At 64.9% G+C, this 24,049-nt stretch carries 25 protein-coding genes; 8 read left to right on the top strand and 17 right to left on the bottom strand.

Annotation, left to right across the window (positions count from 1 at the left end; translation table 11 throughout):
* The first annotated feature begins 67 nt into the window (after positions 1-67).
* Both P3C39_RS03010 and dinB read left to right on the top strand, forming a co-directional pair.
* Positions 68-484, top strand: coding sequence for a helix-turn-helix domain-containing protein (locus tag P3C39_RS03010; RefSeq protein WP_275952639.1), 417 nt, complete (start codon positions 68-70; stop codon positions 482-484).
* Positions 485-605: 121 nt separating this feature from the next.
* Entirely contained in the window at positions 606-1,853 is a 1,248-nt protein-coding gene (dinB, locus tag P3C39_RS03005) for a DNA polymerase IV (RefSeq protein ID WP_275952638.1), read from the top strand.
* A 9-nt stretch (positions 1,854-1,862) separates the two neighbouring features.
* On the opposite strand, the gene P3C39_RS03000 is transcribed toward dinB, so the two are convergent.
* The 11 genes from P3C39_RS03000 to groES all read right to left on the bottom strand — a co-directional run bounded on the left by P3C39_RS03000 (position 1,863) and on the right by groES (position 12,958).
* On the bottom strand, positions 1,863-2,894 hold the full coding sequence (locus P3C39_RS03000; RefSeq protein ID WP_275952637.1) for a cupin domain-containing protein: 1,032 nt from the start codon (positions 2,892-2,894) through the stop codon (positions 1,863-1,865).
* A 140-nt stretch (positions 2,895-3,034) separates the two neighbouring features.
* Positions 3,035-4,636, bottom strand: a complete 1,602-nt coding sequence (locus tag P3C39_RS02995; RefSeq protein WP_275952636.1) for an FGGY-family carbohydrate kinase — start codon at positions 4,634-4,636, stop codon at positions 3,035-3,037.
* A gap of 149 nt (positions 4,637-4,785) precedes the next feature.
* Positions 4,786-5,514 (bottom strand): SDR family oxidoreductase, encoded by a 729-nt coding sequence (locus tag P3C39_RS02990; protein ID WP_024501651.1) that lies wholly within the window; start codon positions 5,512-5,514, stop codon positions 4,786-4,788.
* 22 nt (positions 5,515-5,536) lie between these two features.
* Positions 5,537-6,796: an ABC transporter permease gene (locus P3C39_RS02985; RefSeq protein WP_024501652.1), complete on the bottom strand. Its 1,260-nt coding sequence runs from the start codon at positions 6,794-6,796 to the stop codon at positions 5,537-5,539.
* Positions 6,793-7,614 (bottom strand): ATP-binding cassette domain-containing protein, encoded by an 822-nt coding sequence (locus tag P3C39_RS02980; RefSeq protein WP_024501653.1) that lies wholly within the window; start codon positions 7,612-7,614, stop codon positions 6,793-6,795. Before P3C39_RS02980 ends, P3C39_RS02985 begins: the two co-directional genes overlap by 4 nt.
* 96 nt (positions 7,615-7,710) lie before the next feature.
* A complete protein-coding gene (locus P3C39_RS02975) occupies positions 7,711-8,799 on the bottom strand; it encodes a sugar ABC transporter substrate-binding protein (protein ID WP_013530723.1) in 1,089 nt (362 codons plus the stop codon).
* A 247-nt stretch (positions 8,800-9,046) separates the two neighbouring features.
* The gene (locus P3C39_RS02970) at positions 9,047-9,931 is read right to left on the bottom strand and encodes an AraC family transcriptional regulator (protein WP_013530722.1); all 885 of its coding nucleotides are present in this window, start codon (positions 9,929-9,931) and stop codon (positions 9,047-9,049) included.
* A 335-nt stretch (positions 9,932-10,266) separates the two neighbouring features.
* Positions 10,267-10,560 (bottom strand): DUF982 domain-containing protein, encoded by a 294-nt coding sequence (locus P3C39_RS02965; RefSeq protein WP_027160769.1) that lies wholly within the window; start codon positions 10,558-10,560, stop codon positions 10,267-10,269.
* A gap of 98 nt (positions 10,561-10,658) precedes the next feature.
* Complete coding sequence (locus tag P3C39_RS02960) at positions 10,659-10,886, bottom strand: hypothetical protein (protein ID WP_013530720.1); 228 nt, start codon at positions 10,884-10,886, stop codon at positions 10,659-10,661.
* Between the two features lie 70 nt (positions 10,887-10,956).
* On the bottom strand, positions 10,957-12,588 hold the full coding sequence (groL, locus tag P3C39_RS02955; protein WP_275952635.1) for a chaperonin GroEL: 1,632 nt from the start codon (positions 12,586-12,588) through the stop codon (positions 10,957-10,959).
* A gap of 55 nt (positions 12,589-12,643) precedes the next feature.
* Entirely contained in the window at positions 12,644-12,958 is a 315-nt protein-coding gene (groES, locus tag P3C39_RS02950; RefSeq protein ID WP_013530718.1) for a co-chaperone GroES, read from the bottom strand.
* A gap of 332 nt (positions 12,959-13,290) precedes the next feature.
* On the opposite strand from groES, the gene P3C39_RS02945 reads away from it, so the two are divergent.
* Together P3C39_RS02945 and P3C39_RS02940 are read left to right on the top strand one after the other, a co-directional pair.
* On the top strand, positions 13,291-13,569 hold the full coding sequence (locus tag P3C39_RS02945) for an usg protein (protein WP_084015824.1): 279 nt from the start codon (positions 13,291-13,293) through the stop codon (positions 13,567-13,569).
* Positions 13,570-13,739: 170 nt separating this feature from the next.
* Positions 13,740-14,522: an SDR family oxidoreductase gene (locus P3C39_RS02940; protein ID WP_063172588.1), complete on the top strand. Its 783-nt coding sequence runs from the start codon at positions 13,740-13,742 to the stop codon at positions 14,520-14,522.
* A 132-nt stretch (positions 14,523-14,654) separates the two neighbouring features.
* On the opposite strand, the gene P3C39_RS02935 is transcribed toward P3C39_RS02940, so the two are convergent.
* Complete coding sequence (locus P3C39_RS02935; RefSeq protein ID WP_013530715.1) at positions 14,655-16,157, bottom strand: ATP-binding protein; 1,503 nt, start codon at positions 16,155-16,157, stop codon at positions 14,655-14,657.
* Positions 16,158-16,365: 208 nt separating this feature from the next.
* Here P3C39_RS02935 and P3C39_RS02930 point away from each other — a divergent pair, with 208 nt between their 5' ends.
* Positions 16,366-16,671, top strand: coding sequence for a hypothetical protein (locus P3C39_RS02930; protein ID WP_013530714.1), 306 nt, complete (start codon positions 16,366-16,368; stop codon positions 16,669-16,671).
* 96 nt (positions 16,672-16,767) lie between these two features.
* On the opposite strand, the gene P3C39_RS02925 is transcribed toward P3C39_RS02930, so the two are convergent.
* The 3 genes from P3C39_RS02925 to P3C39_RS02915 form a co-directional block, all read right to left on the bottom strand.
* The gene (locus P3C39_RS02925) at positions 16,768-17,598 is read right to left on the bottom strand and encodes an aldo/keto reductase (protein ID WP_174299083.1); all 831 of its coding nucleotides are present in this window, start codon (positions 17,596-17,598) and stop codon (positions 16,768-16,770) included.
* 161 nt (positions 17,599-17,759) lie between these two features.
* A complete protein-coding gene (locus P3C39_RS02920) occupies positions 17,760-18,392 on the bottom strand; it encodes a PQQ-binding-like beta-propeller repeat protein (RefSeq protein WP_024501659.1) in 633 nt (210 codons plus the stop codon).
* A 33-nt stretch (positions 18,393-18,425) separates the two neighbouring features.
* A complete protein-coding gene (locus P3C39_RS02915; protein ID WP_064993932.1) occupies positions 18,426-19,646 on the bottom strand; it encodes a DNA-binding protein in 1,221 nt (406 codons plus the stop codon).
* Positions 19,647-19,945: 299 nt separating this feature from the next.
* Here P3C39_RS02915 and P3C39_RS02910 point away from each other — a divergent pair, with 299 nt between their 5' ends.
* The 3 genes from P3C39_RS02910 to P3C39_RS02900 all read left to right on the top strand — a co-directional run bounded on the left by P3C39_RS02910 (position 19,946) and on the right by P3C39_RS02900 (position 22,087).
* Positions 19,946-20,698 carry a thioredoxin family protein gene (locus tag P3C39_RS02910; RefSeq protein WP_064993933.1) on the top strand — a complete coding sequence of 251 codons (753 nt, stop codon included), beginning with the start codon at positions 19,946-19,948 and terminating at the stop codon, positions 20,696-20,698.
* A gap of 83 nt (positions 20,699-20,781) precedes the next feature.
* Positions 20,782-21,042, top strand: coding sequence for a hypothetical protein (locus P3C39_RS02905; protein WP_064993934.1), 261 nt, complete (start codon positions 20,782-20,784; stop codon positions 21,040-21,042).
* 40 nt (positions 21,043-21,082) lie between these two features.
* The gene (locus P3C39_RS02900; protein WP_275952634.1) at positions 21,083-22,087 is read left to right on the top strand and encodes an NAD(P)-dependent alcohol dehydrogenase; all 1,005 of its coding nucleotides are present in this window, start codon (positions 21,083-21,085) and stop codon (positions 22,085-22,087) included.
* Between the two features lie 62 nt (positions 22,088-22,149).
* On the opposite strand, the gene P3C39_RS02895 is transcribed toward P3C39_RS02900, so the two are convergent.
* The gene (locus P3C39_RS02895) at positions 22,150-23,148 is read right to left on the bottom strand and encodes a bestrophin family ion channel (protein ID WP_063168584.1); all 999 of its coding nucleotides are present in this window, start codon (positions 23,146-23,148) and stop codon (positions 22,150-22,152) included.
* Positions 23,149-23,204: 56 nt separating this feature from the next.
* Positions 23,205-23,825, bottom strand: a complete 621-nt coding sequence (locus tag P3C39_RS02890; RefSeq protein WP_024501664.1) for a TetR/AcrR family transcriptional regulator — start codon at positions 23,823-23,825, stop codon at positions 23,205-23,207.
* Positions 23,826-24,049: the final 224 nt, after the last annotated feature.

Genomic DNA, 24,049 nt, shown 5'->3' with positions numbered 1-24,049 from the left:
ATTTGGAACTGTTGACGCAAGGCCAAAACGATGTCAATAGTAAAGTGATTTAGAAATGGAACCATAGATGGCGACGCGCGAAAAATCCGACTGCCCGATCAACCTGTCGCTCGAACTCATCGGCGACCGCTGGACGCTGCTCATCATCCGCGACATGGTCTTCGCCGGGAAAAAGCACTTTCGCGAATTCCTGCAATCCGACGAAGGCATCTCCTCGCGCACGCTGGCCGAGCGACTGCAAACGCTTCAGGACGAAGGCATCCTCACCAGAAGCGACGACCCGACGCATGGCTTGAGAACGGTCTACCGGCTGACCGAAGCAGGCATCGACCTGTTGCCGGTGCTGGCGACGCTCGGCGCCTGGGGCAGCAAGCACCGCAAGGCCGACGAGAGATTGGCCAGGATTGCCGATCAGTTGGCGGCAGGCGGCGAAGCAGCGCTGGAAAAGATGAAAGCGGCGCTGCGAGCGGAGCATAGTGTCTAGGCGGTTGCGTTCAAGCCGAACCGGCATGGCTGTTGCCGCACCCAATCGCCCTTCGCTTGACAACGATCCATCTTTGTTCTTTATTTGTTCCAATCTATCAGCAACTGCGGATGTGCGGTCGATGGAAACGACAGCCACCATCCTGCATGCCGATCTCGACGCTTTCTACGCCTCTGTCGAGCAGTTGCTCGATCCGTCGCTGCGCGGCAAGCCGATCGCGGTGGGCGGCGGCGTCGTGCTCGCCGCTTCCTATGAGGCGCGCGCCTTCGGCGTGCGTGGCGGCATGCCGGGGCGCAAGGCGCGCGAACTCTGCCCGCATTTGATCTTCGTCGGCGGCAATTTCAGCCATTACCAGCGGCTGGGCGATGCGGCGATCAAGGTGCTCGACGATTTTACGCCTGTAGTCGAGCGCATTTCCATCGACGAGGCGTTTGCCGACGTCGCCGGCTGCACGCATCTGTTCGGCTCGCCGCAGGAGATCGCGACAACCATCCGCCGCCGCGTGCGGGCCGAACTCGGCCTGCCGATCTCGATCGGCGTGGCGCGCACCAAGCATCTGGCCAAGATCGCCTCGCAGGTCGCCAAACCCGACGGGCTGGTGGTCGTCGAACCCGGCACCGAACTCGCCTTCCTGCATGATCTGCCGGTCGGACTGATGTGGGGCGTCGGCCCGGCGACCAGGGCGCGGCTGGCCGAGATCGGCGTCGAGACCATCGGTCAACTGGCCAGGGCGCATGGCGGCGCGCTGACGCGCCTGCTCGGTCCCGCCGCCGGCGAAAAGCTCGCCGCCCTGTCCTGGAACCGCGACCCGCGAAAGCTGGAGACGAAGCGCCGCGCGCATTCGGCCGGCGCCCAATCGGCACTTGGCCAGAAGCCGGCTATGGCACGGGTCATCGTGCCGACACTGCTGCATCTGGCCGACCGCGTCGCCAGCCGGCTGCGCGCCAAGGCAAGGCCCGGCCGCACGGTGACGGTACGCGTGCGCTTTGCCGATCTCAGAGCCGTCACCCGTTCGATCACGCTTGACCAGCCGATCTCGGCGACCGCGATGCTGGCCGAGATCGCCGGCGATCTGGTGCGCGGCGTGCTTGCCGACAATCCACAGGAGAAAATGATCTCGCTGCTGGCGATCTCGGTCTCGCATCTTGAGGAAAGCTTCGAGTTGCAGCTCGACCTGCCGCTTGGCCTCGCCGACGAGAGGCGCCGGCCCGGCACGAAGAAGGGCCTAGCACGCTTCGACGCCGATCGCGCCATCGACAAGATCCGCGAGCGCTTCGGCAAACAGGCGGTCGGCTACGGCACCGTGGCACTGGAGGCGGCGCGCTCGGTTCCCGACGAATTCAGGGAGTTGGCGGAGAAGGAGCTGTGAAGCCGGGGGCTACTCCATCTCTTCGCCGTCCCAGTACCGCCTCACCGCTCCCATGTCGAAAATGCCGTCGCGCCGGCGCAAGGCGTCGACCGCCATCTTGTTGGAATCTGGATAGACGCAGACCTCGTTGGGATTTTTCTCGCCGATCATCAGGTAACGGCACGGCCCCGTGCCGCTGTTGAGGAAGGAATGCCCGACCGCCAGGCCGGCTGGAAAGCAGACATAATCGCCGGTTTTCATTTCGTGGCGCTCCTCGCCAAGCAGCAGCGTCACCTCCCCTTCCAGGATCAGCGCATGCTCCTCTTCGAGCATGTGATAGTGCCGGGGCGCCAGGCGCATGCCGGGCGCCGGCGCTTCGATCAGCATGCCGACATGATAGTCGGAGCGTCCCAGCGCGGCATAAGTCAGGTGCCTGGACCGGCCGCCGAACCGCGGACCTTCGCCCTCGACCTTCCATTCGACAGCATCGCTGGCGATCGGCGGGATCGGCGCGGCTGGGGGTTTGGTGACACCGGCCGTCACATCCGACGGCAGCGGATCGCCGGCGGCAAGGCCGGTGTTCTCGCCGTCCCAGTAGCTTCGGTTTGCAGCGAGATCGAAGATCGCGCGGCGGCCCAGGGCGCGTACCAGCACCTTGTTGGAGGCGGTGTAGACGACCACTTCATTCGGGTTGCGCTCGCCGACGATGACATAGCGGCACAGTGCGTCGCTGGTATTGATCAGGCAATGCCCCGCCGCGGCACCGGCGGGAAAGCAGATGTAGTCGCCGGACTTCATGGCATAGGCCGCGTCGCCGACATACGCGGTAAGCGCCCCTTCGAGGATGAAGACATGCTCTTCCTCGAAAATATGGTAATGCGCCGGCGAGGACTGCTTGCCAGCCGGAAGCTCCTCGATTGCCACGCCGACACGGTGTTTTTCGCCAAGGGCAGCCAGCGACAAATGCCGGTAGCGCAGGCCGAAGCGTGGCACATCGGACCATTCCGTCCACGGCACCTCATCCGATGCGAATGGTAGCGGCGGTTTAGCTTCGTCCACCATTAGGGCCTCCTGGTCCTGTCGCCCTGCCCTCGTCGCGTGCTGCTAGAGGGTCCACGACAGAACAAAGCTGCCAGCTTCCGGCTAAACCGCCAAGCGGTGTTCGCTACGCTCCTGACAAAGCCGGACAGAAGCCGCGCGCTTCAGCCTCGGATGGCCTTGCCCGCCTGCTGCAGCAATTCGAACGCCGCGAAGCGTTTGGCATGCCAGCCGGCCAGCGTAGCGTCGGGATGATAGACCTCGCCGAGTTCCGACATGCCGGCCATCGCCGCCGCCACATCCTTGTAGGCACCGGCGGCGACCGCGCCCAGCATCGCCGAGCCGAGCAGCACCGGTTCCGGCGAGGTCGAGGCCACCACCACCATGCCTGTGGTGTCCGCCAGCAGTTGGCGCACCAGCGGGCTTTGGCCGGCGCCGCCACTGACCACGATGGTGTCGACGGGAATGCCCTTGTCATGCTCGGCCCGCACGATCTGGCGCGCGCCGTAGCCCAGCCCGCAGACCCCGGCGACATAGAGCCCGACCAGGCTGTCGAGGCTGGTGTCGAGATTGAGCCCGGCAATCAGCGCGCGCGCGTCCGGGTCGGCGAAAGGCGCGCGGTTGCCGAGGAACTCCGGCACGACATGGATGCCGCCGACCAGGGCCGGCGTGGCCGCGGCTCCATTGCGGCTTTGCGCCTGCAGCGACAGCCAGGCGCTGAGGCTGAGCCCCTCGGCTTGCGCTTTGGCGGTCGCTTCGCCGGCTGCAGGGTGCATGCGCACCAGATGATCAATCGCAGCACCAGCTGCCGACTGGCCGCCCTCGTTCAGCCACAGGCCCGGCACCATGGCCGAGAAATACGGACCCCAGACACCGTCGACGAAGGCCGGCTCGGCGGTCGACGACATGGTGCAGGCCGAGGTGCCGAAAACATAGGCCATGCGCGACAGCACGCTGCCGAAATCGCCGCGCGCGCCGACCGTGCCGACGCCCCCGGCATGCGCGTCGATCAGTCCGGCCGCCACCGCGGTGCCGGGGTTGAGACCAAGGTCTGCTGCTGCCTGCGCGGTCAATCCGCCGCCGAGTGCGGCACCGGCCGGCACGATCTCGGTGCCGATGCGCGCGAATGCCTCGTCGGCCAGCGCGCCGAGGCCGATCTTGCGGAAATACGTCTCGTCCCAGCGGCTCTCATGCGCCAGATAGGTCCATTTGCAGGTCACCGTACAGACCGAACGGGCAAGGCTGCCGGTCGCCCGCCAGGTGAGGAAGTCGGCGAGGTCCATGAACTGCCAGGCGGCATTGAAGGTGGCGGGCAGGTTTTCGGCCAGCCACAGGAGTTTCGGCGTTTCCATCTCCGGCGAGATGATGCCGCCGACGTAGTTCAGCACCGCCTCGCCACTGCGATTGATGCGGCGCGTCTGCTCGACCGCGCGATGATCCATCCAGACGATGATGTTGCGTTCGGGATTTCTCGACGGGCCAACAGCCAACGGTACGCCGCCCTCGCCCAGCACCACCAGCGAACAGGTGGCGTCGAAGCCGATGCCGGCGATCGCCTCGGGCGCCACCCCCGATTGAGCGACCGCTTCACGCGTCGCCGCGCAAACCGCCCGCCAGATGTCGTTGCTCGACTGCTCGACCATGTCGCCGGCCTCGCGCCAGACCTCGATGTCCCGTTTGGCCGAGGCAAGCAGGGTTCCCGTGTGGTCGAACACCCCGGCCCGCGCGCTGCCGGTGCCGACGTCGATGCCGAGGAAGTGGGACATTGGGGGAAACCTTCGGTTTAAGGCAGTAGGGGAGTAGGGCAGTACGGGAATAGGAGATGGTGGCTTGGCTCGGGCCCGGGCATTGAACGGCAGAGCAATCATAATGCCCTACTGCCCTACTGCCCTACTCCCCTACTCCCCTACTCCCCCTAGAGATCATTGCTCTGCGGCAAAATCACCAAATCCCTTATCGTCACATTGCGCGGCCGGGTCAGCATGAACATCACGGCTTCGGCCACCTCGCGTGGCTGCATCAGGCCGCCGGCGGCGAGTTCCTCTTCGAGCTTGGCCTTTGGCCAGTCGTCGACCAGTGCCGTCACCACCGGGCCGGGCGCCACGGCGCCGACGCGCAGGCCGTGCTTGGCGACTTGCCGGCGCACCGTGTGGACGAAGGCCTGCACGGCGTGCTTGGAGGCGGTGTAGATCGGTTCCCATACCACCGGAACCAGACCGGCGATCGAACTGGTGACGATGATGTCGCCGGTCTTGCGTTCGATCATGTGCGGCAGCACTGCCTGGATCGAACGGAAGCAGGCATTGATGTTGAGGTTGAGCATGCGGTCCCAGACGTCGGGATCGCCAGTCGCCACCTCGCCGCCGACATAGGCGCCGGCATTGGCATGGAAGATGTCGAGCTGGCCGGCCTTCTCCAGGATTTGCGGCATCATGGTGGCGACGCTTGCCGGCTGCATCAGGTCGATCACCAGCGGGATCGCTTTGGGGCCGAGTTCGGCGCACAGTTTGTTCAGCGTCGCCTCGGCGCGGTCGACCAGCACCACGGTGGCGCCTGCCGCCAGCATATGCCTGGCGCATTCGAGGCCGATGCCTGACGCGGCACCGGTGACGGCGGCAACTTTTCCGGACAGTTCTTGGCTCATGTCTTGCTTCCTGTTGATGGGTTCAGGCCCGGCCATGCGAGACACGCGAGCGGCGTGCCAGCGAGTCGACGATGACCGCGATGGCAAGCACGGCGCCGGTGATCATGTACCGAAGCGACGAGGACAGATCGAGCAGCGTGAGGCCGCTGGCGATCGACTGGATGACGATGATGCCGAGCAGTGCCGAATAGGCGCTGCCCCTGCCGCCGAACAGGCTGGTGCCGCCTATGACGGCCGCTGCGATGGCGTTGAGGTTGACGTCGCCCGTGCCGGCCTGCTGGCTGGCCGAGGCCAGGCGGGCCGCCGACAGCACGCCGCCGAAAGCCGCCAGCATCGAGCACAGCACGAAGGCGCTGGAATAGATCAGCCGCACATTGATGCCGGCGCGCCGCGCCGCCTCGCGGTTGCCGCCGACCGCCGACATAGAGCGGCCCCATTTGGTCCGCGTCAGCGCGTAGTGCATCGATATGACCAGGCCGACGAACAGGCCGAACATCCACGGAATGCCGCGCGCCTGATTGAGATAGAAGACGATGAGCTCGAGAATGACCGTAATCACCACCGCGCGCGTGACGAGCCCGCCGGTCGACGGCGCCGACAGGTTCGCGGCGCGGCGGCGCGCGACGGTGCGCAGGCCGGTGATCAGCATGACGATGCCCGGCACGGCCGCCAGAGCGAACGAGACGAGTTTGGGCATCATCAGCAACTGGCCGAAATTCACCAGGTTCGAGCCGTAGGGCAGGTTGATCGAGCCGGTCGAGCCGAGGATGTAGAGCTGCAGGCCAAGCACCGCCAGCAAGCCGGCCAGCGTCGAGACGAAGCTCGGCATGCCGAGCCGGTTGAACAGCAGCGCATAGAGGGCGCCGATGAAGCCGCCGACGGCAACAGCGGCCAGAATCGCGAGCGCCACCGGCCAGCCCTGGTTGACCCACAGCGTGCCGACCATGGCCGAGGCAAAGCCGCTGATCGAACCGACCGACAGGTCGATCTCGCCGACCATCAAAACGCAGACGATGCCGAGCGCGATGACGCCGACGGTTGAGCAATCGAACAGCAGATTGACCAGATTGCTGCTCGACAGGAAGATCGGGTTGATGCTGGCGAACACCGTCCAGATGATGACCAGCCCGACAATCACTGGCAGCGAGCCGAGATCGCCCGAGCGGACCCGGTCGAAGAACCGGCGGATGGCGCCGCCGATCCCCGCCTCGTGCTTGACGCGCACATCGGCGCGGTCGAGCTGCGGCGGGACGGGGGCGGCCTGTTCGGCTTCGCGGCTCATGGGCGTGGCTCCTGGGTCTGGTCTTGCCTGGCCTGCCTGCGCTCGGCGCGCCGCGACACCGAATTGTTCGAGGCGCCGGTGATGGCGCTGACCAGTTCCTGGTTCGAGGCATCGGGCGAGAAGATGCCGTTGTTGCGGCCAAGCCGCAGCACGACGATGCGGTCGGCGACGGCGCGCACGTCTTCCATGTTGTGGCTGATGATGACGACGCCGAGGCCGCGGTCGCGCACCCGCTCGATCAAATTGAGCACTTCCGCCGTCTGCGCCACGCCAAGCGCTGCCGTCGGCTCGTCGAGCAGGATGAGCTTGGGTTCGAGCAGCAGCGAGCGCGCGATCGCCACCGTCTGGCGCTGGCCGCCCGACAGTGAAGCGACCACTTCGCGGACACTCGGGATGCGCGCCGAAAGCTCGTTGAGCAGCGTCCAGGCGCGCACTTCCATCGCCACCTCGTCCAGCCGCAGCGGGCTGAGTTCGCGGCCAAGGAAGATGTTGGCGACGATGTCGAGGTTCTCGCACAGCGCCAGGTCCTGGAACACGGTGGCGATGCCGAGCGTCAGCGCGGCACTCGGATCGGCAAGTGTCACCTGCTTGCCGCGAAAACTGATCGTGCCTGAGCTCGGCTGATGCACGCCGGCCAGGATCTTGACCAGGGTCGACTTGCCGGCGCCATTGTCGCCGACCAGCGCCACCACTTCGCCTGCATGGACATCGAGATCGATGTCGGTGAGCGCCGAAACGGCGCCGAAATTCTTCGAAACGCCGCGCAGGCTGAGCACCAGCTCGCCTGCCGGAACCGGTTCGTCCGAGGTATCGGTCATGCCAGGAAGCCTTTCAAAACCGGTTCAAAAATTTCGCATGAGCGCTGCCTGGCCACCACGCGGGTGGCCAGGCAGCGGAGCGGGCAAGGGTCGCGGTCAGTTCCCGATGCCCAGCTTCTTGCAGCCTTCCGCGTAACGATCGACGCAGAGCTCGGCCGCGGTGTTGATCTTCTTGTCGATGATCTCGGCCTTCAGGTTTTCCTGCGTCACAACAGCCGGCGTGAACAGCTGCGAGGGCGTATCGTACAGCGTCATCTCGGCCTTAGGCGTCTCGCCAGAAAGTAGCTTGATGGCGATGTTGGCGGCGGCCGCCGCCACGATCTCGCTCGGCTTGGAGATGGTGTTGTACTGGTCGCCGGCGATGATCAGTTGCAGTGCCGCGATCGTCGCGTCATTGCCGGTCACCGGCGGCACCGGATCGACGCCGGCCGCCTTGAAGGCCGCGATGGCGCCGCCACCGGTGCCGTCATTGGCGGCAACCACGCCGAGGATTTTGGGGCCGAAGCGGGTGATCTGGCCGCCGGCCCATTGCTGCGCCTTCGGCGGCGCCCATTCCGGCGTGTCGTATTCGGCCAGGATCTTGTAGCCGCTGTTGTCGAGGCCGGCATGGATGCCCTTCTTGATCAGGCCGGCCGCCGCGTCGGTCGGCGAACCGTTGATCTGTAAAACGCCGCCGGTGGCCGGATCGACCTTCAGCGCCTTCAGGTGCTCGACCAGCGAATCGGCGATGGCCTTGCCGATGCCTTCATTGTTGAACGAGACATAGAAGTCGGCCGGCGCTGTCGGGATTGGCCGGTCATAGGCTATGACCTTGATGCCCTGGCTCTGCGCCAGCTTGACCAGCGAGGCGGCGGCGGTCGAGTCGACGGGGTCGAGCACAATCGCCTTGGCGCCCTGCGAGATCACCGAGTTGAACTGCTGCTGCTGGCGCGAGGCGTCGGCATCGGCGTTCTGGTAGAGCACCTTGCAGCCCGGGCACAGCTTCTTCATCTCGGCGGCGAAGCCGGGATAATCATGCTGTTCGTAACGGGTCGAGGCCTGGTCAGGCATCAGGAAGGCGACGGTGGCGTCGGTGACTTCGGCTGCCTTGGCGATAGCGGCGGTGCCTGCCAGCAGCGACAGCGCAAGCGCTGCCATGCCGGCGGACTTGCCAGTGGACTTCAATGAAATTGAAAGTTTGGTCATTCGGTCTTCTCCGTTTCTGGATATGTTGTAAGAAGGTCGTGACTGCTTTGGTGGTCTGAAGACACCCATCCACCCTCGCCCCAATTGAAGGGGAACCAGGGTCCGGCGCTGGACTTTCGAGCCGCGCCGACGTCCTCCGCCGACGGAGGAATTCGAGACAAGCGTTCTCCATCACGAACCGCTCAACGCGGCTCACGTCCGTCATGCAAAAGAAAAATCCTCCCTTGGTTCCTCCCTGGCTCCTCCGTTAAGCGGCTTTTCCCGCGTTGATGTTGTCGGCCAGCAGGCGCCTGAAGCGCGAGGGCGGCATGCCCTTCTCCGCCAGGAACTGCCGGTTGAAATTGGACAGGTTGTTGAAGCCGACCTCGTAGCAGATGTCGGTGATCGAGGCCTGCTCGTCGCTCATCAGGATCTGGCAGGCGAGATTGATGCGCAGCCGCTTGACATACTGCACCAGCGACATGCCGGTGTGGCGGCGAAACGAGCGCGAGAAGGCCCCGGTCGACTGGCCGGCGATGGCGGCGAGATCCGCCTCGTCGAACAGCTGCGTCAGGTTCTCCCTGATATAGGCGAGCGCCTTGTTCATGCCGGCGGTCATGTAGCCCGACGGATCGGGCCGATAGCTGGCGCTGGCCAGCAGCTGGAATTCCTGGGCGCGGCTTAGCAGGCCGGCGATCATCATGAACAGCTCGATGCGGCGCACGCCCTGCGCCTGCATCATCTCTTCCATCAATGGCGCCAGCGCCTTGCTGGTGCGGTTGGAAAACAGCACGCCGCGCCGCGACGCCTCGAGCAGAGCCGCAAGCCCCGCCAGCTCCGGCAGCACATGCATGGCATCGCCGATGAAACTTTCGGAAAACTGAATGATGCGGCCGCGCAGCGGGATCGAGCTGTCCTTGGGGATGTCGCTGACCCAATTGTGCGGCAGGTTCGGCCCCGTCAGCACCAGATTGCCCGGCTCGAACTCGCCGATGAAGTCGCCGACGAAATAGCGGCCGTTGGTGAAGATTACCTGATGCAGTTCATATTCTGGATGGAAGTGCCAGCGCACCGTATGGAAGGGGTAGCCATGCGACCACGCCTTGAAGGACTCCCCGCGTCGTATCTGGACAACTTCCAGGTCCGGTTCCATGTCCGTTTCCTCCCGGCCGGCACGGATATTTGCCGCGTTCGGCCCAATTCCCTAAACCGGCCGAATTGGTTTCGGCTCTGCATTTCAAGAGCCACGGTACCGGCTCATGACAACAGGCGCCACCACGATTCAAGACAATGGATGATACTTTTTTAACCGGAAGGGCGCGCTCAGAGGCGCTATTCGGGCAGAACAGGTCAGTCTTGCTGACGCGTTCGCTCGACTGACCAACGAGAACACTACCGCCCGAAACGGAATTCCAACGTGTCCGGTGGGCGCCTGGCCTATCGCAAGAACAGCGTGTTCAGGCGCTGTTGCAGCGCCGTCATCGTAGTTCAGCTGGTGCGCAGCGCACCACCCGCCACCGTCGCGAGCGGCGTAACCATGTCAGGCACCAGTATGTCGTGGCGGCGCGCGAAGCTGACCAGCGTGGCCCGCACCGTCTCCGGATCGATTTCGCCGACGATGCCCGCCTTGCAAGCGTTGAGTGCGATGGCATGGGCGCCGTTGCGGCCGGCGCTCGGCCAGTCCTGCAGCAGTGCATAGGCTTCCATCACGCTGTCGATCATCCTCGGAAAGCCCATTCCGACCAGAAGTGTGACCGGTTCTTCGAATTGCCCGCGATTCATGGCTTGTACCTCCTCTCGATTGTTCAGGGCCTGCAGCGGGCCGAACACCGGGAAGCACGGCCCGCCGCGGATAGGTGAAGGGACTGGCCGATTTCCGTTCAGCCGCTGCCGGCGGATACCTCGGATGTTGCCGACACTTGCTGCGCTGCGAGGAACATCAGTGCCGACGCCGCGGTTCGCCGGTTCCAGCCGGCGGCTTCAGCCATGTCGAGCAGCCCTGCCAGCAGCGGCTTCAGCACGTTCCTGCATTCTGTTTCATAGGCCAGGAATTCCTTCGCTTGATGCGTAGGAGCCGGTACGGATCCGAGGCCAGCCATTGCATCCATCTTTACCTCCACTCTCTCTTCGACTGACGCCCGCTCCCCGCCAGGGGAGCGGGCGGATTGGGCCGCGACTTCAGAAGTCCATGCCGGCGCCGGCGGGCATTGCCGGGGCGGCGGCTTCCTTCTTCGGCTTCTCGGCCACCATCGCCTCCGTGGTCACCAGCAGGCCGGCGACCGATGCCGCGTCCTGGAGGGCGGTGCGCACCACCTTGGCCGGGTCGATAACGCCCTGGCCGAAGAGATCGCCGAATTCATTGGTCTGGGCGTTCCAGCCCCAGCCGAATTCGCTTTTCTCGCGCAGCTTGCCGACAATGATCGAGCCTTCGGCGCCGGCATTCTCGGCGATCTGCCGGACCGGCGTTTCGATGGCACGGCGCACGATGTCGACACCTGTCCTCTGGTCCGCATTGTCGGTCTGCACGGCATCGAGCGCCTTGGCCGCCCGCAGCAAGGCGACGCCGCCGCCGGGCAGCACGCCCTCCTCGACGGCCGCGCGGGTTGCATGCAGTGCGTCGTCGACACGGTCCTTGCGCTCCTTGACCTCGACCTCGGTCGAGCCGCCGACCCGGATCACCGCAACGCCGCCTGCGAGCTTGGCCAGCCGCTCCTGCAGCTTTTCGCGGTCATAGTCGGAGGTGGTCTCCTCGATCTGCGCCTTGATCTGTGCGACACGGCCCTGGATCTCTTCCTTGCGGCCGACACCATCGACGATGGTGGTGTTTTCCTTCTCGATCACCACCTTCTTGGCGCGGCCCAGCATCTGCAGCGTTACATTTTCCAGTTTGATGCCGAGATCATCCGAGATCGCGGTGCCGCCGGTGAGAATGGCGATGTCCTCCAGCATGGCCTTGCGGCGGTCGCCGAAGCCCGGCGCCTTGACGGCCGCGACCTTGAGGCCGCCGCGCAGCTTGTTGACGACCAGCGTGGCAAGCGCCTCGCCCTCCACATCCTCGGCGATGATCAGGAGCGGCTTGCCAGACTGCACCACGGCTTCGAGCACGGGCAGCATCGCTTGCAGATTGGAGAGTTTCTTCTCGTGGATCAGCACATAGGGCTCGTCGAGCTCCACGCGCATCTTGTCCTGGTTGGTGATGAAATAGGGCGAGAGGTAGCCGCGATCGAACTGCATGCCTTCCACGACTTCGAGTTCGGTCTCGGCGGTCTTGGCCTCCTCCACCGTGATGACGCCTTCATTGCCGACCTTCTCCATCGCCTCAGCGAGGAAGCGGCCGATTTCGGCATCGCCATTGGCGGAGATGGTGCCGACCTGCGCGATCTCGTCGTTTCGAGTGACCTTGCGGGCATTGGTCTTCAGTTCGGCGACCACCGCATCGACCGCCTTGTCGATGCCGCGCTTCAGATCCATCGGGTTCATACCCGAGGCAACCGCCTTGGCCCCTTCCCTGACGATCGCCTGTGCAAGCACCGTTGCGGTCGTCGTGCCGTCGCCCGCAAGGTCGTTGGTCTTGGACGCCACCTCACGCACCATCTGGGCGCCCATGTTCTCGAACTTGTCCTCCAGTTCGATCTCCTTGGCGACGGTGACGCCGTCCTTGGTGATGCGCGGCGCGCCGAACGACTTGTCGATGACCACATTGCGCCCCTTGGGACCGAGCGTCACCTTCACCGCATTGGCAAGGATGTCGACGCCGCGCAGCATCTTCTCGCGCGCTTCGGTATGGAATTTCACTTCTTTGGCAGCCATTGGATCACTCCTTTATCTAGGCAGCATTCGTTGACTGGTTGGATACAAGAAGCCGTCAGGCGGCCTTCTTCACTTCGGCGATCTCATCGATGATCCCCATCACGTCGCTCTCCTTCATGATGAGCAGGTCCTCGCCGTCGAGTTTGATCTCGGTGCCGGACCATTTGCCGAACAGGATGCGGTCGCCGACCTTGACATCGAGTTCGACAAGCTTGCCGCTGTCGTCGCGCGCGCCGGGACCGACGGCGAGCACTTCGCCTTCCTGCGGTTTTTCCTTTGCGGTATCGGGGATGATGATGCCGCCGGAGGTCTTCTCCTCGGCTTCAAGGCGGCGGACCAGAATACGGTCATGCAATGGACGGAACGCCATGTCGTTCTCCTCGTGGACAAACAGGTTTTGAGGTTCCTCCGCACCGAACCGGCAATATCGGACCGGTGCGGAACGCCGCGACCCTTCGTCAGGCATCGCGGCGCATATCGAGCTAGTTTTGCCCTTTTTCGGTTTCAAGAGACCAGCGCAAAAATTTTTATATTCGACAAGAAAGAGCGCCAAGGCACTGTTATGGCGTGGCTATTTTCGGAACCCGCGAGCTTCTCGCGGCGTTGTTTAAAGAGGGACAGAACCAATCGCCCCGGCCCGGCATTGGGCGGGTTCGACACAAATGCCGCCGGCTCGATGCCTCAGCGGAGAAGGAGAAAGACATGGCCGATACGGTCAGCAACGAATTCCGCCTGCAAATGGAAGGTTATGGCCTGACGACGGCCGAAATCCACTATTACCTGCCCGATCATCCAAGCCTGCTTCAGCTCTATGTCTGGCAGGACTATGATCTCGCTCCAGCCTTTCCCGAACTCAAGGGTTTTCTCCAATATTGGGAGCGCGAACTCGATGGTCCGCTCCACTCGGTTCGCGTTGCTCATCACCGGCTCATCCAGCCTTCGGAATGGCGGGCCGTCGAGGGCATAATCACGGTCCACTAGGGTCTTTGCGACGGCCTCCGCTACGTAGGGAATCACGACATTGGGGCAGGCTCTCGCCGGCCCCACGCAGCGCGATAGCCAACAACCTCCACTCCAAGATTTCCAATTTCCGTATTGTAAAACGATCGCGCCGCGCTAGCCTGAAATCAGATGCGAGGCGGGGAAGAGGAATGGAGCTCCAACTCAACGGCAAGGTGGCGCTGGTCACCGGCTCGACGCAAGGCATTGGCCGCGCCATCGCCGAGACGCTGGCGCGCTGCGGCGCCGGCGGCCTGCTCGTCACCGGGCGCGAGAAGACGCGCGGCGATGCCGTTGCGGAAGAGCTTTCGCGGCTCGGCACGCCGACGGTTTTCGTCGCCGCCGACCTCGCCGACCCGGCAGCCCCTGCCCTTTTGGCGCAAGCCTGCATCGAGCGCTTCGGCCGCATCGATGCGCTGGTCAACGCCGCAGGGCTGACCGACCGGGCCTCCTTCGTCGATGCCGATCTCGACGGCTGGGCCTCGCTGTTCGCGGTCAACGCGCGGGCGCCGTTCTTCCTCATGCAGGCGGCCATCGCCGACATGAAGAAGCGCGGAGAGCGCGGCGCCATCGTCAACATCCTGTCGATCAACGCCCATTGCGGCTCGCCGGAGCTCGCCGTCTATTCCGCAAGCAAGGGCGCGCTGGCCACGCTGACCAAAAACGCCGCCAACGCCCATCGCTTCGATCGCATCCGCGTCAACGGCATCAATGTCGGCTGGACCGACACGCCGGCCGAACGCGTCATGCAGGCCGACACGCTGGGCAACGGGCCGGGCTGGCTCGATGCCGCCAACGCCTCGCAACCCTTCGGCCGCCTGTTCTCGACCAGCGATATCGCCAACCTCGCCGTCTTCCTGCTTTCGGATGCTGCCGGGCCGATGACCGGCACGCTCGTCGATCAGGAACAGTGGGTGATTGGGGCGAACCGGTGAGCGCCATCGAAACGCAAGCGCCTGCATGACGCATCTCGCCGTCGGCGATTTCACGGTTGCCATCAGAAATTTGTCGCGATGACGGTGACTGAAAAGCCTATCGCATCATTCGCTCAAAGCACCCGCGCCGCCTCACAGCGCCAGGCTTCCCTGCTCCACCTCCTCGGCATTCGGATCTCCCGGTGCGGTGGCCCAGGCCAATTCGACCAGTGTCACGGTGCGCCGGCCTGTCCCGTCGAGTTGGCAGACGATGAGGCCCTGCTCCTCGATATAGGTCAAGAGGCGCCGGGCGCGGCGCAGCGAGTGCGAGCCGTAGGCGCGGGCGATCGCGGCGTCGCTCGGGCAAGGCCAGCCCTCCTTCGCCGCGCGGGCAATCATCATGAACACGCCCTGCATGTCGTCGGGCAGCAGCGACGCGCGGACGGAAACGTCCCGCCATGCGTCGTCCTGCGTCGTCTCTGACCCAAGGCCGGCCCGGGCGCGCGTCAGCATGCGGCGGAACTCCGGCAGGTCGGGCACGACCGAGGCCAGGCCTTCGATGCGGCAGCGGACCACGAACTCCTGATAGAGCACGCCGATCACGCGAAAACCGGCGTCGGGCTGCGCCAGGATGGCGCGCAGCACACGGTCCACGCGCTCGCGGCGCTCGGCCAGATCCTCGGCGCTGACTTGCGGCTCCGCCGGTTCGGGGCGGATTTCCAAGGCCGCCGACTTCGCCGCCATCAACTGGTCGAGCAGGTCCGGCGACGCCGGGCGGCGCGGCGTGCGCACCGTTTCGGGCGGCGGCGCCGCCAGGATGATCGCGCGTGCATCCTCGAGTGCTGCTTCCGGCATCGCCATCAGCCGCGGCGTTCCGTTGCGCGGGCTCGTATCCGTCGGGCCGATGCGCAGGCCCAGCGGACGGCGCGACAGCGCCGGGCCGAGCGCCATGAACTGCCCGCGTTCCAGGTCGCGAAACGCCTCCGCCTGGCGCCGCTCCATGCCCAGAAGGTCGGCGGCACGCGCCATGTCGATATCGAGGAAGGTGCGGCCCATGAGGAAGTTGGACGCCTCGGCGGCGACGTTCTTGGCGAGCTTTGCCAGCCGCTGGGTGGCGATGATGCCGGCCAGCCCGCGCTTTCGGCCACGGCACATCAAATTGGTCATCGCGCCGAGCGAGAGCTTTCGCGCCTCGTCGGAAACCTCGCCGGCCACCGCCGGCGCGAACAGCTGCGCCTCGTCCACCACCACCAGCATCGGGTACCAGTGGTCACGGGCGACCTCGAACAGCCCGCCGAGGAAGGCGGCGGCACGCCGCATCTGGTTCTCGGCGTCGAGCCCTTCAAGATTGAGCACGGTGGAGACGCGATGCATGCGCGCCCGCTCGCCTGCCGCCTGCAGGCCGCGCTCGGTATGCTGCTCGGCATCGATCACCAGATGGCCGTAACGGTCGCCCAGCGAAACGAAGTCGCCCTCGGGATCGATGATGGTCTGCTGCACCCAGGGCGCGCTCTGCTCCAGCAGGCGCCGCAGCAGATGCGACTTGCCGGAGCCCGAATTGCCCTGCACCAAAAGGCGCGTCGCGAGCAGTTCCTCGAGATCCAGCTTCGCCGGGGCGCCTGCGGTCGTCTGTCCCATCTCGATCGCAACGGTCATCTCGACTCAGGCGCTCCTTTCGCAGACGGGCTTATCAACTGGGTCACGGCCCGTCGAGCGTGCATGACCGCCCGCGGCGTGTTGCGCACAACTGTGCAGGCACCATCTGGAGGGGTCATCAGCCGATGCCTGACGCAAACTTTGGGTTGACCCCTTCGGACCACGAGGCGACACTCCTCCCAACGCTACGAGTGCGAGGAGGAATGCGATGGACGAGCCCGAACGGTGGCGCCACATGTCGACGGCGCCGAAGGACGGCAGCCGCATCCTGGTCACTGTGCGTCCGTCCGAACAGGGACCGGCGGAAGTCGACCTTGCCTATTGGTCGCGTGCCGACCAGTTCGCCTCGGAAGGCTGGCGCGCGTCGGACTCTTCGCCCGGGCGCGTCATCGAATACGCCGACCCGGAACTGAAATGCTGGATGCCGCTGCCCACCGCCAACCTTAGCCGCGCGTCGATGCCGGCGCCCTGGGAAGGCGAAGACGCCCAGCAGTTGGATGGGTCCGGGATTTGAGGGGCGCAAGAAATTGGCGAAAGCCGCAAAGCTGCCAATCTCCCCCCTCGTGGGGGAGATTAGCAGTTTCGTTGTCAGCTCGTTAAAACTTGCCTCTCAGAACAGGAACGCGGCCGTGGCGGGGTTGGGTCCGTTGCGGCCCTCGGGCGAATCCATGCCGCGGATCGTCTGCAGGTCCTGCGCATCCAGTTCGAAATCGAAGACATCGAAATTGGCGGCGATGCGATCCCTGCGGATCGACTTTGGAATGACGATCAGCCCCTCCTGGAGATGCCAGCGGATGATCGCCTGGGCGACGGACTTGCCATGTTTTTTGGCGATGCCTGCAATGGTCGGATCGCCGAGCAGCCGGCCGCTGCCCAGAGGGCTCCAGCTTTCGATACGGATGTCGTGCTTGGCATGAAAGTCCCTGACACCGCGCTGCTGGAACTGGGGATGCAGCTCGATCTGGTTGACGACGGGCGTCACGCCGGTCTCGCCGATGATCCGCTCCAGATGGTCCTGGTTGAAGTTCGAAACGCCGATCGATTTGATGCGGCCGGCCTGCCTGAGTTCGACCAGCGTCTTCCAGGCCTCGACATATTTGTCCTGGCTGGGCACAGGCCAGTGGATCAGGAACAGGTCGATCTGTTCGACGCCAAGCTTCTCCATCGTCTCGTCGAAGGCGCGCAAGGCCGCATCGCGCTGGTGCGCGCCGTTGCGCAGTTTCGAGGTGATGAACAGCTCAGCCCGCGGCACGCCGGCACTGCGGATCGCCTCTCCGACCCCTTCCTCGTTCTGATAGCCTTCGGCGGTGTCGATCAGGCGATAGCCGGCCTCGATGCCCCAACCCACCACGTCGGCGGTGATGTCCTGGTCGACCTGCCACACACCGAGGCCGAGTTGGGGAATGGCGGAGCCGTCGTTCAATGCAATCTGTTCGGGCATGGTGGGCTGTTCAGGCATGAGGGATCCTTTGCAAAGCTGGGCCGGGCGTCCGCCCGGCGCACAGCCTATCTAGGTCCGACAAGGGGCAACGGCCAGCCGACAGCGGACAAATTGCCGTGTGAAGTGCGCCTGCAAGTGTGACTTCGGCGTCGGCCGCATCCTCACCGCGGCCGGCGCACCGCCCGCACCACCCCGGCGGATGTGCTGCCGCAATAAAGGCGGTCGCCGCCATCGGATTCCAGCCCCGACACGCCCATCCCGGCCGGCATATCGAGCTTCTCCAGAACCTTGCCTGATTTCGGGTCGACGCGGCGCAGGTCGCTCTGGTCGCCTTCCCAGGTGGCGTGCCACAGCTCGCCCTCGACCCATGTCACCCCGGTGACGAAGCGGTTGGATTCGATGGTGCGCAGGATCGCACCGGTTTCCGGGTCGACCTGGTGGATCTTGCGTTCGCGGTATTGTCCCACCCAGAGCGTTCCTTCGGCCCAGGTCAGCCCGGAATCGCCGCCACCACCGGGCGCCGGAATGGTCGCCAGCACCTGGCCGGTATCAGGGTCGATCTTCTGTATCAGGTCGTTGGCAAGCTGGAAGAAATGCTGGCCGTCCCAGGCGGTGCCGGCATGCGCCGCGACATCGATCGAGCGCAGGTTCTGCCCGCTCTCCGGATCGAAGGCGTTCAGCTTCTCGCCCGAGGCAAACCAGACATTGTTGCCGTCAAAGCTCACCCCATGCACCCTCTCCACATCGGCAAAGGGCCCGTATTCGCGCAGGATTTCGGCCGTTGACTGTTTCATGTCCTTGTCCTCACTGAGATCCGATGTCACTTCCTAACCGTTCGGCAGCGGTGCCGGGAGTAACAAGGTGGTCGTGAATCCCACCAGTGGAGGCGTCATCCAGCGGCGCGCCCGGCCGTGACCGAAAAACTGCACCTTGCCGGCCTCGCCAAGCTGCTCCAACGCCCGCTGCACGCTGCGTTGGCCGGTGCCAAGCGCCAGCGCCAACGCCGAACTCGCCCAGGATTCACCGTCGGCAAGGAAAGCCAGCACCGCCGCGTGCCGCTCCTCGATCGGCCGCGCCAGCACCAGCACCTCGCGTGCGTGGCGCGGCGCCAGCGCAAAGCCCTGGCTGGTGGCGCCGATGTCGGCCAAGCCCCGCAATTCGGTGCGCAGCCGGCCGATCTCGACCCGCAGCCGCGCCCGATGCGATTCATCGGCGTGCCTGCCGCCGAAGGCTTGCGCGATCAGCGTTGCCCTCGACACATCGCCTGGCCACGCTTCGGCGAGCGTACGGGCCAGCGCGAACAGAACCGGGCGCGTGGCCAGCGAGACCGTTTTGTCCTGTTGGCGCACGACATATCGGAAATTATCGACCAGCAGCGCCGGCGACGCCTGCAACGCCTCGACGTCCTCAAGCAGCAACGGGCGCTGCTCGCCAGCCGCGATCAGCCGTGCCGCCGGCGTGTCCAGCGCCAGGAATGCGCGGTCGACTTCAGCGATGAGCCCCGCAATGCCGGCCTGGCGGGCGGCGTGGCGTGCCCACTCCAACGCCCTGCGCGCCGGCTTCGTCTTGAGGCGCCGCATCGCGATGCCGGCGATGGCCAGTTCGTGGGCGGCGCGCGAGGCCGGCGGAAGCGGTGCCGGGTCGAGCCCCGCCAGCACGTCTTCGGCCTCGTCGAGACGGCCGATCAATAGCAGGCGCCGCACCTTGAGGTGGCCGGCATGCGCTGCGTTCAGCCGGTCGCCATGCTTTTCCAGCGTCGCCCGCGCCGCATCCAAAGCCTTGGCCGGCCAGCCGAGATCCCGCGAGACCAGCGCGATCTCGGCCTCGGCAACGACGCATCTGGCACGCGCTACCGCCTCTTTCGGGCCGAAGCCGCGCGCGGCACGCCGCAGCAGCGCCTTGGCGCGATCGAGATCGCCGAGCTGCGCCATGGCAATGCCGCGCAGCGCCAGCGCCGGCGGGTCTTCGCGCAAGGCGACGCGATCCAGCGCGCCGAGCGGGTCGCCTCCGGCCAGTGCCAGCGCAGCCGCGGTGATCAGCGAATCCATTCAAATCCCGTCACACTTGTAACTCCCACCCTTGTGCATCGCCGCCCTAACTTAAATCCGTACCGTGAACCGGCAAGCCGCATCGGCAACTATCGGCAACGCGCGGCACGCCAAGGGAGAACCGACAATGCCAACCGACACTCCTCTCCATCGGCCGAAGGCACCGTGAGGATGCGCCACCCCTGCTGCGACGGGCCGGCTCCTGCAAATCCCGTCACACTTGTAACTCCCACCCTCCCGCTTCACCGCCCTATTCTGGCTGACAGCAAGCGACAACAGACTGGCAAAGGAGACGACCAATGACCAAGCACATCGCAATGAAGACCCCGCCGATCGTTTCGAGGCAGGACTGGGAAGCCGCCCGCGAACAAATGCTGGTGAAGGAAAAGGCAACACTGCGCGCCAAGGACGCATTGGCCGCCGAGCGCCGGCGCATGCCGTGGATGGAAGTCGACAAGGCCTACGTGTTCGAGGGGCCGAACGGCAGAGCGAGCCTGCTCGACCTGTTCGAAGGCCGCCGCCAGCTGATCGTCTATCGCGCCTTCTTCGAGCCCGGCGTGCATGGCTGGCCCGATCACGCCTGCCGCGGCTGTTCGCTGGGCGCCGACCAGGTCGGCCACCTCGCCCATCTCAACGCCCGCAACACCACGCTTGCCTACGCTTCGCGCGCCCCGCAGGCCGACATCGCGCGGCTGAAGCGGCGGATGGGCTGGCAGATGCCCTGGTACACAATCACTGACAGTTTCGACAAGGACTTCGGTGTCGACGAATGGCACGGCCACAACGTCTTCATCCGTGACGGCGATCGCATCTTCCGCACCTACTTGATTAACAGCCGCGGCGACGAAGCGATGGGCACCGTCTGGAGCTATCTCGACGCGACGCCGCTCGGCCGCCAGGAAATCTGGGAGGATTCGCCCGAAGGCTATCCGCAGACTCCACTCTACTCCTGGTGGAACTGGCACGACAATTACGACGCCGGGGCCGACAAGAAATGGGAAGAAGTGTCTGCTGCCGGCGAGGCCGCGTTCAGGGACAAGGGCGAGCAGTAACGGTTGTCCAGTCTGGGTTCCTCTCCCCACTCCCTGGAGAGAGGAACCTGTCGTGACTGGCATGATCATCAAGGATCAAGGCGATGAGCGATATCCACACAGGTGCCGGCGGCACGATCCCAGAAGCCGCCACCCTCGGGCTGGCCGACTGGCTTTGCCTTGCCGCGGCACCGACCTTCGCCGTGATGGCGCTGCTCACCTGCATCTTCAGCGGCGATGCGGCCATGCAGTGCATGGGCACCGACGCCTCGCCCCTCACGGGCATGGCCGCGATGTATCTGCTGATGAGCGCATTCCATCTTGCGCCCTGGCTGCGGGTGATCTCCGGCCGGCAGGCCCGCTAGGCCCTTCCAATTCTAGACACCCCACGCATCGGAGAAGACAATGAGACTGGTCAGGCTGAGAGCGCCGGGCGGCTTGGGCAATCTCGACCTGGTCGAGGAAGATCCGCCCCAGCCAGGGCCGGGCGAGGTGCTGGTCAGGATCCGGGCCTGCGCGTTGAACATGCGCGACGACTTTGCCGTGCAAGGCAAGATGCCTCTCGCCGACGGCCGCGTTCCGCTCTCCGACGGCGCCGGCGAAGTGATTGCCCTCGGCGACGGTGTCGATGCACTCAGGCCCGGAGACAGCGTCGTCAGCGTCTTCTATCCCTGGTGGCTGGGCGGTGACATGACGCCCTGCACCCGGCGCGATATTCCGGGAGACAGTTTCGACGGCTTCGCCAGCGAGTATGTCTGCATGCCGGCGCATGCTTTCACCAGGGCACCGGCAGGCTATACGCATGTCGAGGCGGCGTCGCTCACCTGCACGGGCGTTACTGCCTGGCGCGGCCTGATTGTGTGCGGCAAGGTGAAGCCGGGCGACGCAGTGCTGGTCCTCGGCTCGGGCAGTGTATCGTTGTTCGCGTTGCAATTCGCCAAGGCCGCTGGCGCCCGGGTCATCGCCACCTCATCCGACGAGCAGAAGCTGGAAAGGCTCAAGCGCCTCGGAGCCGACGCCGTCATCAACTACAAGTCCGTCCCGGACTGGGGCCGCAAGGCCAAGGATCTGACGGGCGGGCGCGGCGTCGATCACGTGATCGAGGTCGGCGGACCCGCCACGCTGGCGCAGTCGATTGTCGCCTGCCGCACGGGCGGTCACATCGCGCTGGTCGGCGTCCTGACCGGCTTTGCGGCGGAAGTGTCTATCCCAGCCCTGTTTTCCAACCAGATCCGCATCAGCGGCATTTCCATCGGCAGCCGGGCCGACCAGGAGGATATGATCCGCGCGATAGAGTCCAACAGGCTGAAGCCCGTCATAGACCGCCACTTTCCGCTGCAGGACATCGCCACCGCCTTCGCGCATTACGAATCCCGAAAGCATTTCGGCAAGGTCTGCCTTGACGTTTGAGCGTCCTCCGCCAGCAGCACGATGAAGGGGACCGCCGGGGCCGCGCCTCGTCGTGATCCTGCCTAGGTCGCGATGTCGTTGACCGGCAGCAGGGGCTTGGGAAGGTCGCTCTCGCCGAGCCCGCTACGCAACTCGATCTCGATGTCGCGGCAAATCTGCGAGATCGGAACGTCGTTGGCATTGCCCTCGAACGGGTTGGCGCTGCTTTCGCCGACCTGGTCGAGAGACATGTAGGCCCAGCCGAGCAGCGTGCTGAACGGGATCGTCAGCCAGATCGCTATCGACCCGAGCGCGCCACCCAGTTTGCCCATATCGGCAAAGACGGGAACGACCCCGAACGGCAACAGTGTGCAGAAGATCATCACGAACATCGAACTGACGATGGCGTATTGCCGGGGATAGGGATTATTCTTGATGCGATCGCAGCGCGCCTGCTGGTCATGGAAGTCGCGGATCAGCTTGGTCAGTTCGCCATAGATCTGAGGAGGGAGCTTTGTGTCCTTGAACAGCGCATTGACCTGGACAGATTGCAGTTCGAGCAGGGCTATCGCCGGCTGGGGCGATTTCAGGACGTCCTCGGCCTGTTCGGCGAGCAGCGGACGCAATTCGTCGCCGACCGAGCTCGCATCCTCATGGATACGGTAGCGCCGCCGGTATTCGATATTGGCGGCCCGCGCCATGGACTCCCATGGCATCGGCCGGCGCAGGGAAAAGCGCAATGCCGTCATCCAGGCGATGTGGCGATAGATGAGCTGTCTGGCCGTCGGCGCGTCGAGGAAATCCCTGCAGAAATTGGACCACAAACGGCTGCTGGCCGTAATTTGCGTAAAAGCCTGCAGCGCGTCGCTGCTGCGGGTGAACACCTGCGAATTCTTGAACCCGGCGACGAGTGACACGGTGGTGCCAAGCACCAGCACCACCGACCATGGCACCGAAAACCCGGCGATGCCTGGAAGACGGTAGGCCGCCACGGCCAGACCGCTCACCACCACCATGTAGATGACGCTGCGCCGCGACCACAGCGCGAAATCGATCAGTTTGTAGGAACGGCCTACATACATCGTATCCCCTCAACTCATCGATAGGTCTGGTTTTGCACGGCCGGAATCTGGTCGCCTCATTGTGCCTTTGCAGCCCCGAACCGCAACCCGTCCATCAACAGCTTGACCAGCCGGCGCGAGCGGTCGCGCCATTCGGGGGTGTCGGGCGCTGAATAGATGCCGCCCAGCGCGTGCAGCACGTCGGAAGCGTCGACGTCGCCGCGGATGGTGCCGTCGGCCACCGCCGCCTCGACCAGGCGTCGCAAGGCTTGCGACACCCGGCCGAACGTGTCGGAAAACAGCGTCGAATTGGTGGTGAGCACAATGCGCAGGCTGGTCGCCAGGCCGCGCTTGGTGGCGATGTAGTCGACGAAGCGCTGCATCCACTGTTCCAGCGCGACATCGGACGGATGTTTTTGGGCAAGCTCGCCGGCGGCCGCGCACAGCGCCTCCACCTCACGACGATAGACCACCTCGACCAGATGCTCGCGCGTCGGGAAATGCCGGTAGAGCGTGCCGATGCCGACGCCGGCGCGGCGCGCGATCTCCTCCAGCGAGCCATCGATGCCGCGCTCGGCAAAGACTGACACCGCCACCTCGACCAGCCGGTCGCGGTTGCGCCGCGCATCGGCGCGCAGCGGCTTTGCGTCTACGGCCTCGGCCTTCTGTTCAGCAATGGCGGACGGCTCGCTGGCCAATTTTTTCTCCACATCGTGTCAGGGGGCTTGAATCCGGCAGGGTCAGCCACCACGTAATAAACGGAGGCGCCTCCGTTTTAGTGGAGCACCTTTATCATATAATCAGGGGAACCGGTATGTCACGTCTTTCGAACACGCAAGCCGACATCTCCCCTGCCCGCCTGCCTCGCGGGAGATCCGCCATCTCCGCTTTCGCCGTCAAGACCTGACCCAACGGTTACCTT

Origin of the sequence: Mesorhizobium sp. XAP4 (assembly GCF_029269325.1) — a bacterium.
Taxonomy (GTDB): domain Bacteria; phylum Pseudomonadota; class Alphaproteobacteria; order Rhizobiales; family Rhizobiaceae; genus Mesorhizobium; species Mesorhizobium ciceri.
This window is presented reverse-complemented; position numbering and strand designations above follow the sequence as displayed.

What these genes read in the sequence shown, in the direction of transcription:
- groES (WP_013530718.1), bottom strand. Translation starts at nt 12,958, where the DNA reads ATGGCGTTCCGTCCATTGCATGACCGTATTCTGGTCCGCCGCCTTGAA.
- P3C39_RS02900 (WP_275952634.1), top strand. Translation starts at nt 21,083, where the DNA reads ATGAGACTGGTCAGGCTGAGAGCGCCGGGCGGCTTGGGCAATCTCGAC.
- P3C39_RS02970 (WP_013530722.1), bottom strand. Translation starts at nt 9,931, where the DNA reads ATGGAACCGGACCTGGAAGTTGTCCAGATACGACGCGGGGAGTCCTTC.
- P3C39_RS02945 (WP_084015824.1), top strand. Translation starts at nt 13,291, where the DNA reads ATGGCCGATACGGTCAGCAACGAATTCCGCCTGCAAATGGAAGGTTAT.
- P3C39_RS03010 (WP_275952639.1), top strand. Translation starts at nt 68, where the DNA reads ATGGCGACGCGCGAAAAATCCGACTGCCCGATCAACCTGTCGCTCGAA.
- P3C39_RS02925 (WP_174299083.1), bottom strand. Translation starts at nt 17,598, where the DNA reads ATGCCCGAACAGATTGCATTGAACGACGGCTCCGCCATTCCCCAACTC.
- P3C39_RS02910 (WP_064993933.1), top strand. Translation starts at nt 19,946, where the DNA reads ATGACCAAGCACATCGCAATGAAGACCCCGCCGATCGTTTCGAGGCAG.
- P3C39_RS02930 (WP_013530714.1), top strand. Translation starts at nt 16,366, where the DNA reads ATGGACGAGCCCGAACGGTGGCGCCACATGTCGACGGCGCCGAAGGAC.
- P3C39_RS02935 (WP_013530715.1), bottom strand. Translation starts at nt 16,157, where the DNA reads ATGACCGTTGCGATCGAGATGGGACAGACGACCGCAGGCGCCCCGGCG.
- P3C39_RS02960 (WP_013530720.1), bottom strand. Translation starts at nt 10,886, where the DNA reads ATGGATGCAATGGCTGGCCTCGGATCCGTACCGGCTCCTACGCATCAA.
- P3C39_RS02995 (WP_275952636.1), bottom strand. Translation starts at nt 4,636, where the DNA reads ATGTCCCACTTCCTCGGCATCGACGTCGGCACCGGCAGCGCGCGGGCC.
- P3C39_RS02965 (WP_027160769.1), bottom strand. Translation starts at nt 10,560, where the DNA reads ATGAATCGCGGGCAATTCGAAGAACCGGTCACACTTCTGGTCGGAATG.
- P3C39_RS02980 (WP_024501653.1), bottom strand. Translation starts at nt 7,614, where the DNA reads ATGACCGATACCTCGGACGAACCGGTTCCGGCAGGCGAGCTGGTGCTC.
- dinB (WP_275952638.1), top strand. Translation starts at nt 606, where the DNA reads ATGGAAACGACAGCCACCATCCTGCATGCCGATCTCGACGCTTTCTAC.
- P3C39_RS02940 (WP_063172588.1), top strand. Translation starts at nt 13,740, where the DNA reads ATGGAGCTCCAACTCAACGGCAAGGTGGCGCTGGTCACCGGCTCGACG.
- groL (WP_275952635.1), bottom strand. Translation starts at nt 12,588, where the DNA reads ATGGCTGCCAAAGAAGTGAAATTCCATACCGAAGCGCGCGAGAAGATG.
- P3C39_RS02990 (WP_024501651.1), bottom strand. Translation starts at nt 5,514, where the DNA reads ATGAGCCAAGAACTGTCCGGAAAAGTTGCCGCCGTCACCGGTGCCGCG.
- P3C39_RS02920 (WP_024501659.1), bottom strand. Translation starts at nt 18,392, where the DNA reads ATGAAACAGTCAACGGCCGAAATCCTGCGCGAATACGGGCCCTTTGCC.
- P3C39_RS02895 (WP_063168584.1), bottom strand. Translation starts at nt 23,148, where the DNA reads ATGTATGTAGGCCGTTCCTACAAACTGATCGATTTCGCGCTGTGGTCG.
- P3C39_RS02915 (WP_064993932.1), bottom strand. Translation starts at nt 19,646, where the DNA reads ATGGATTCGCTGATCACCGCGGCTGCGCTGGCACTGGCCGGAGGCGAC.
- P3C39_RS02905 (WP_064993934.1), top strand. Translation starts at nt 20,782, where the DNA reads ATGAGCGATATCCACACAGGTGCCGGCGGCACGATCCCAGAAGCCGCC.
- P3C39_RS02985 (WP_024501652.1), bottom strand. Translation starts at nt 6,796, where the DNA reads ATGAGCCGCGAAGCCGAACAGGCCGCCCCCGTCCCGCCGCAGCTCGAC.
- P3C39_RS02975 (WP_013530723.1), bottom strand. Translation starts at nt 8,799, where the DNA reads ATGACCAAACTTTCAATTTCATTGAAGTCCACTGGCAAGTCCGCCGGC.
- P3C39_RS03000 (WP_275952637.1), bottom strand. Translation starts at nt 2,894, where the DNA reads ATGGTGGACGAAGCTAAACCGCCGCTACCATTCGCATCGGATGAGGTG.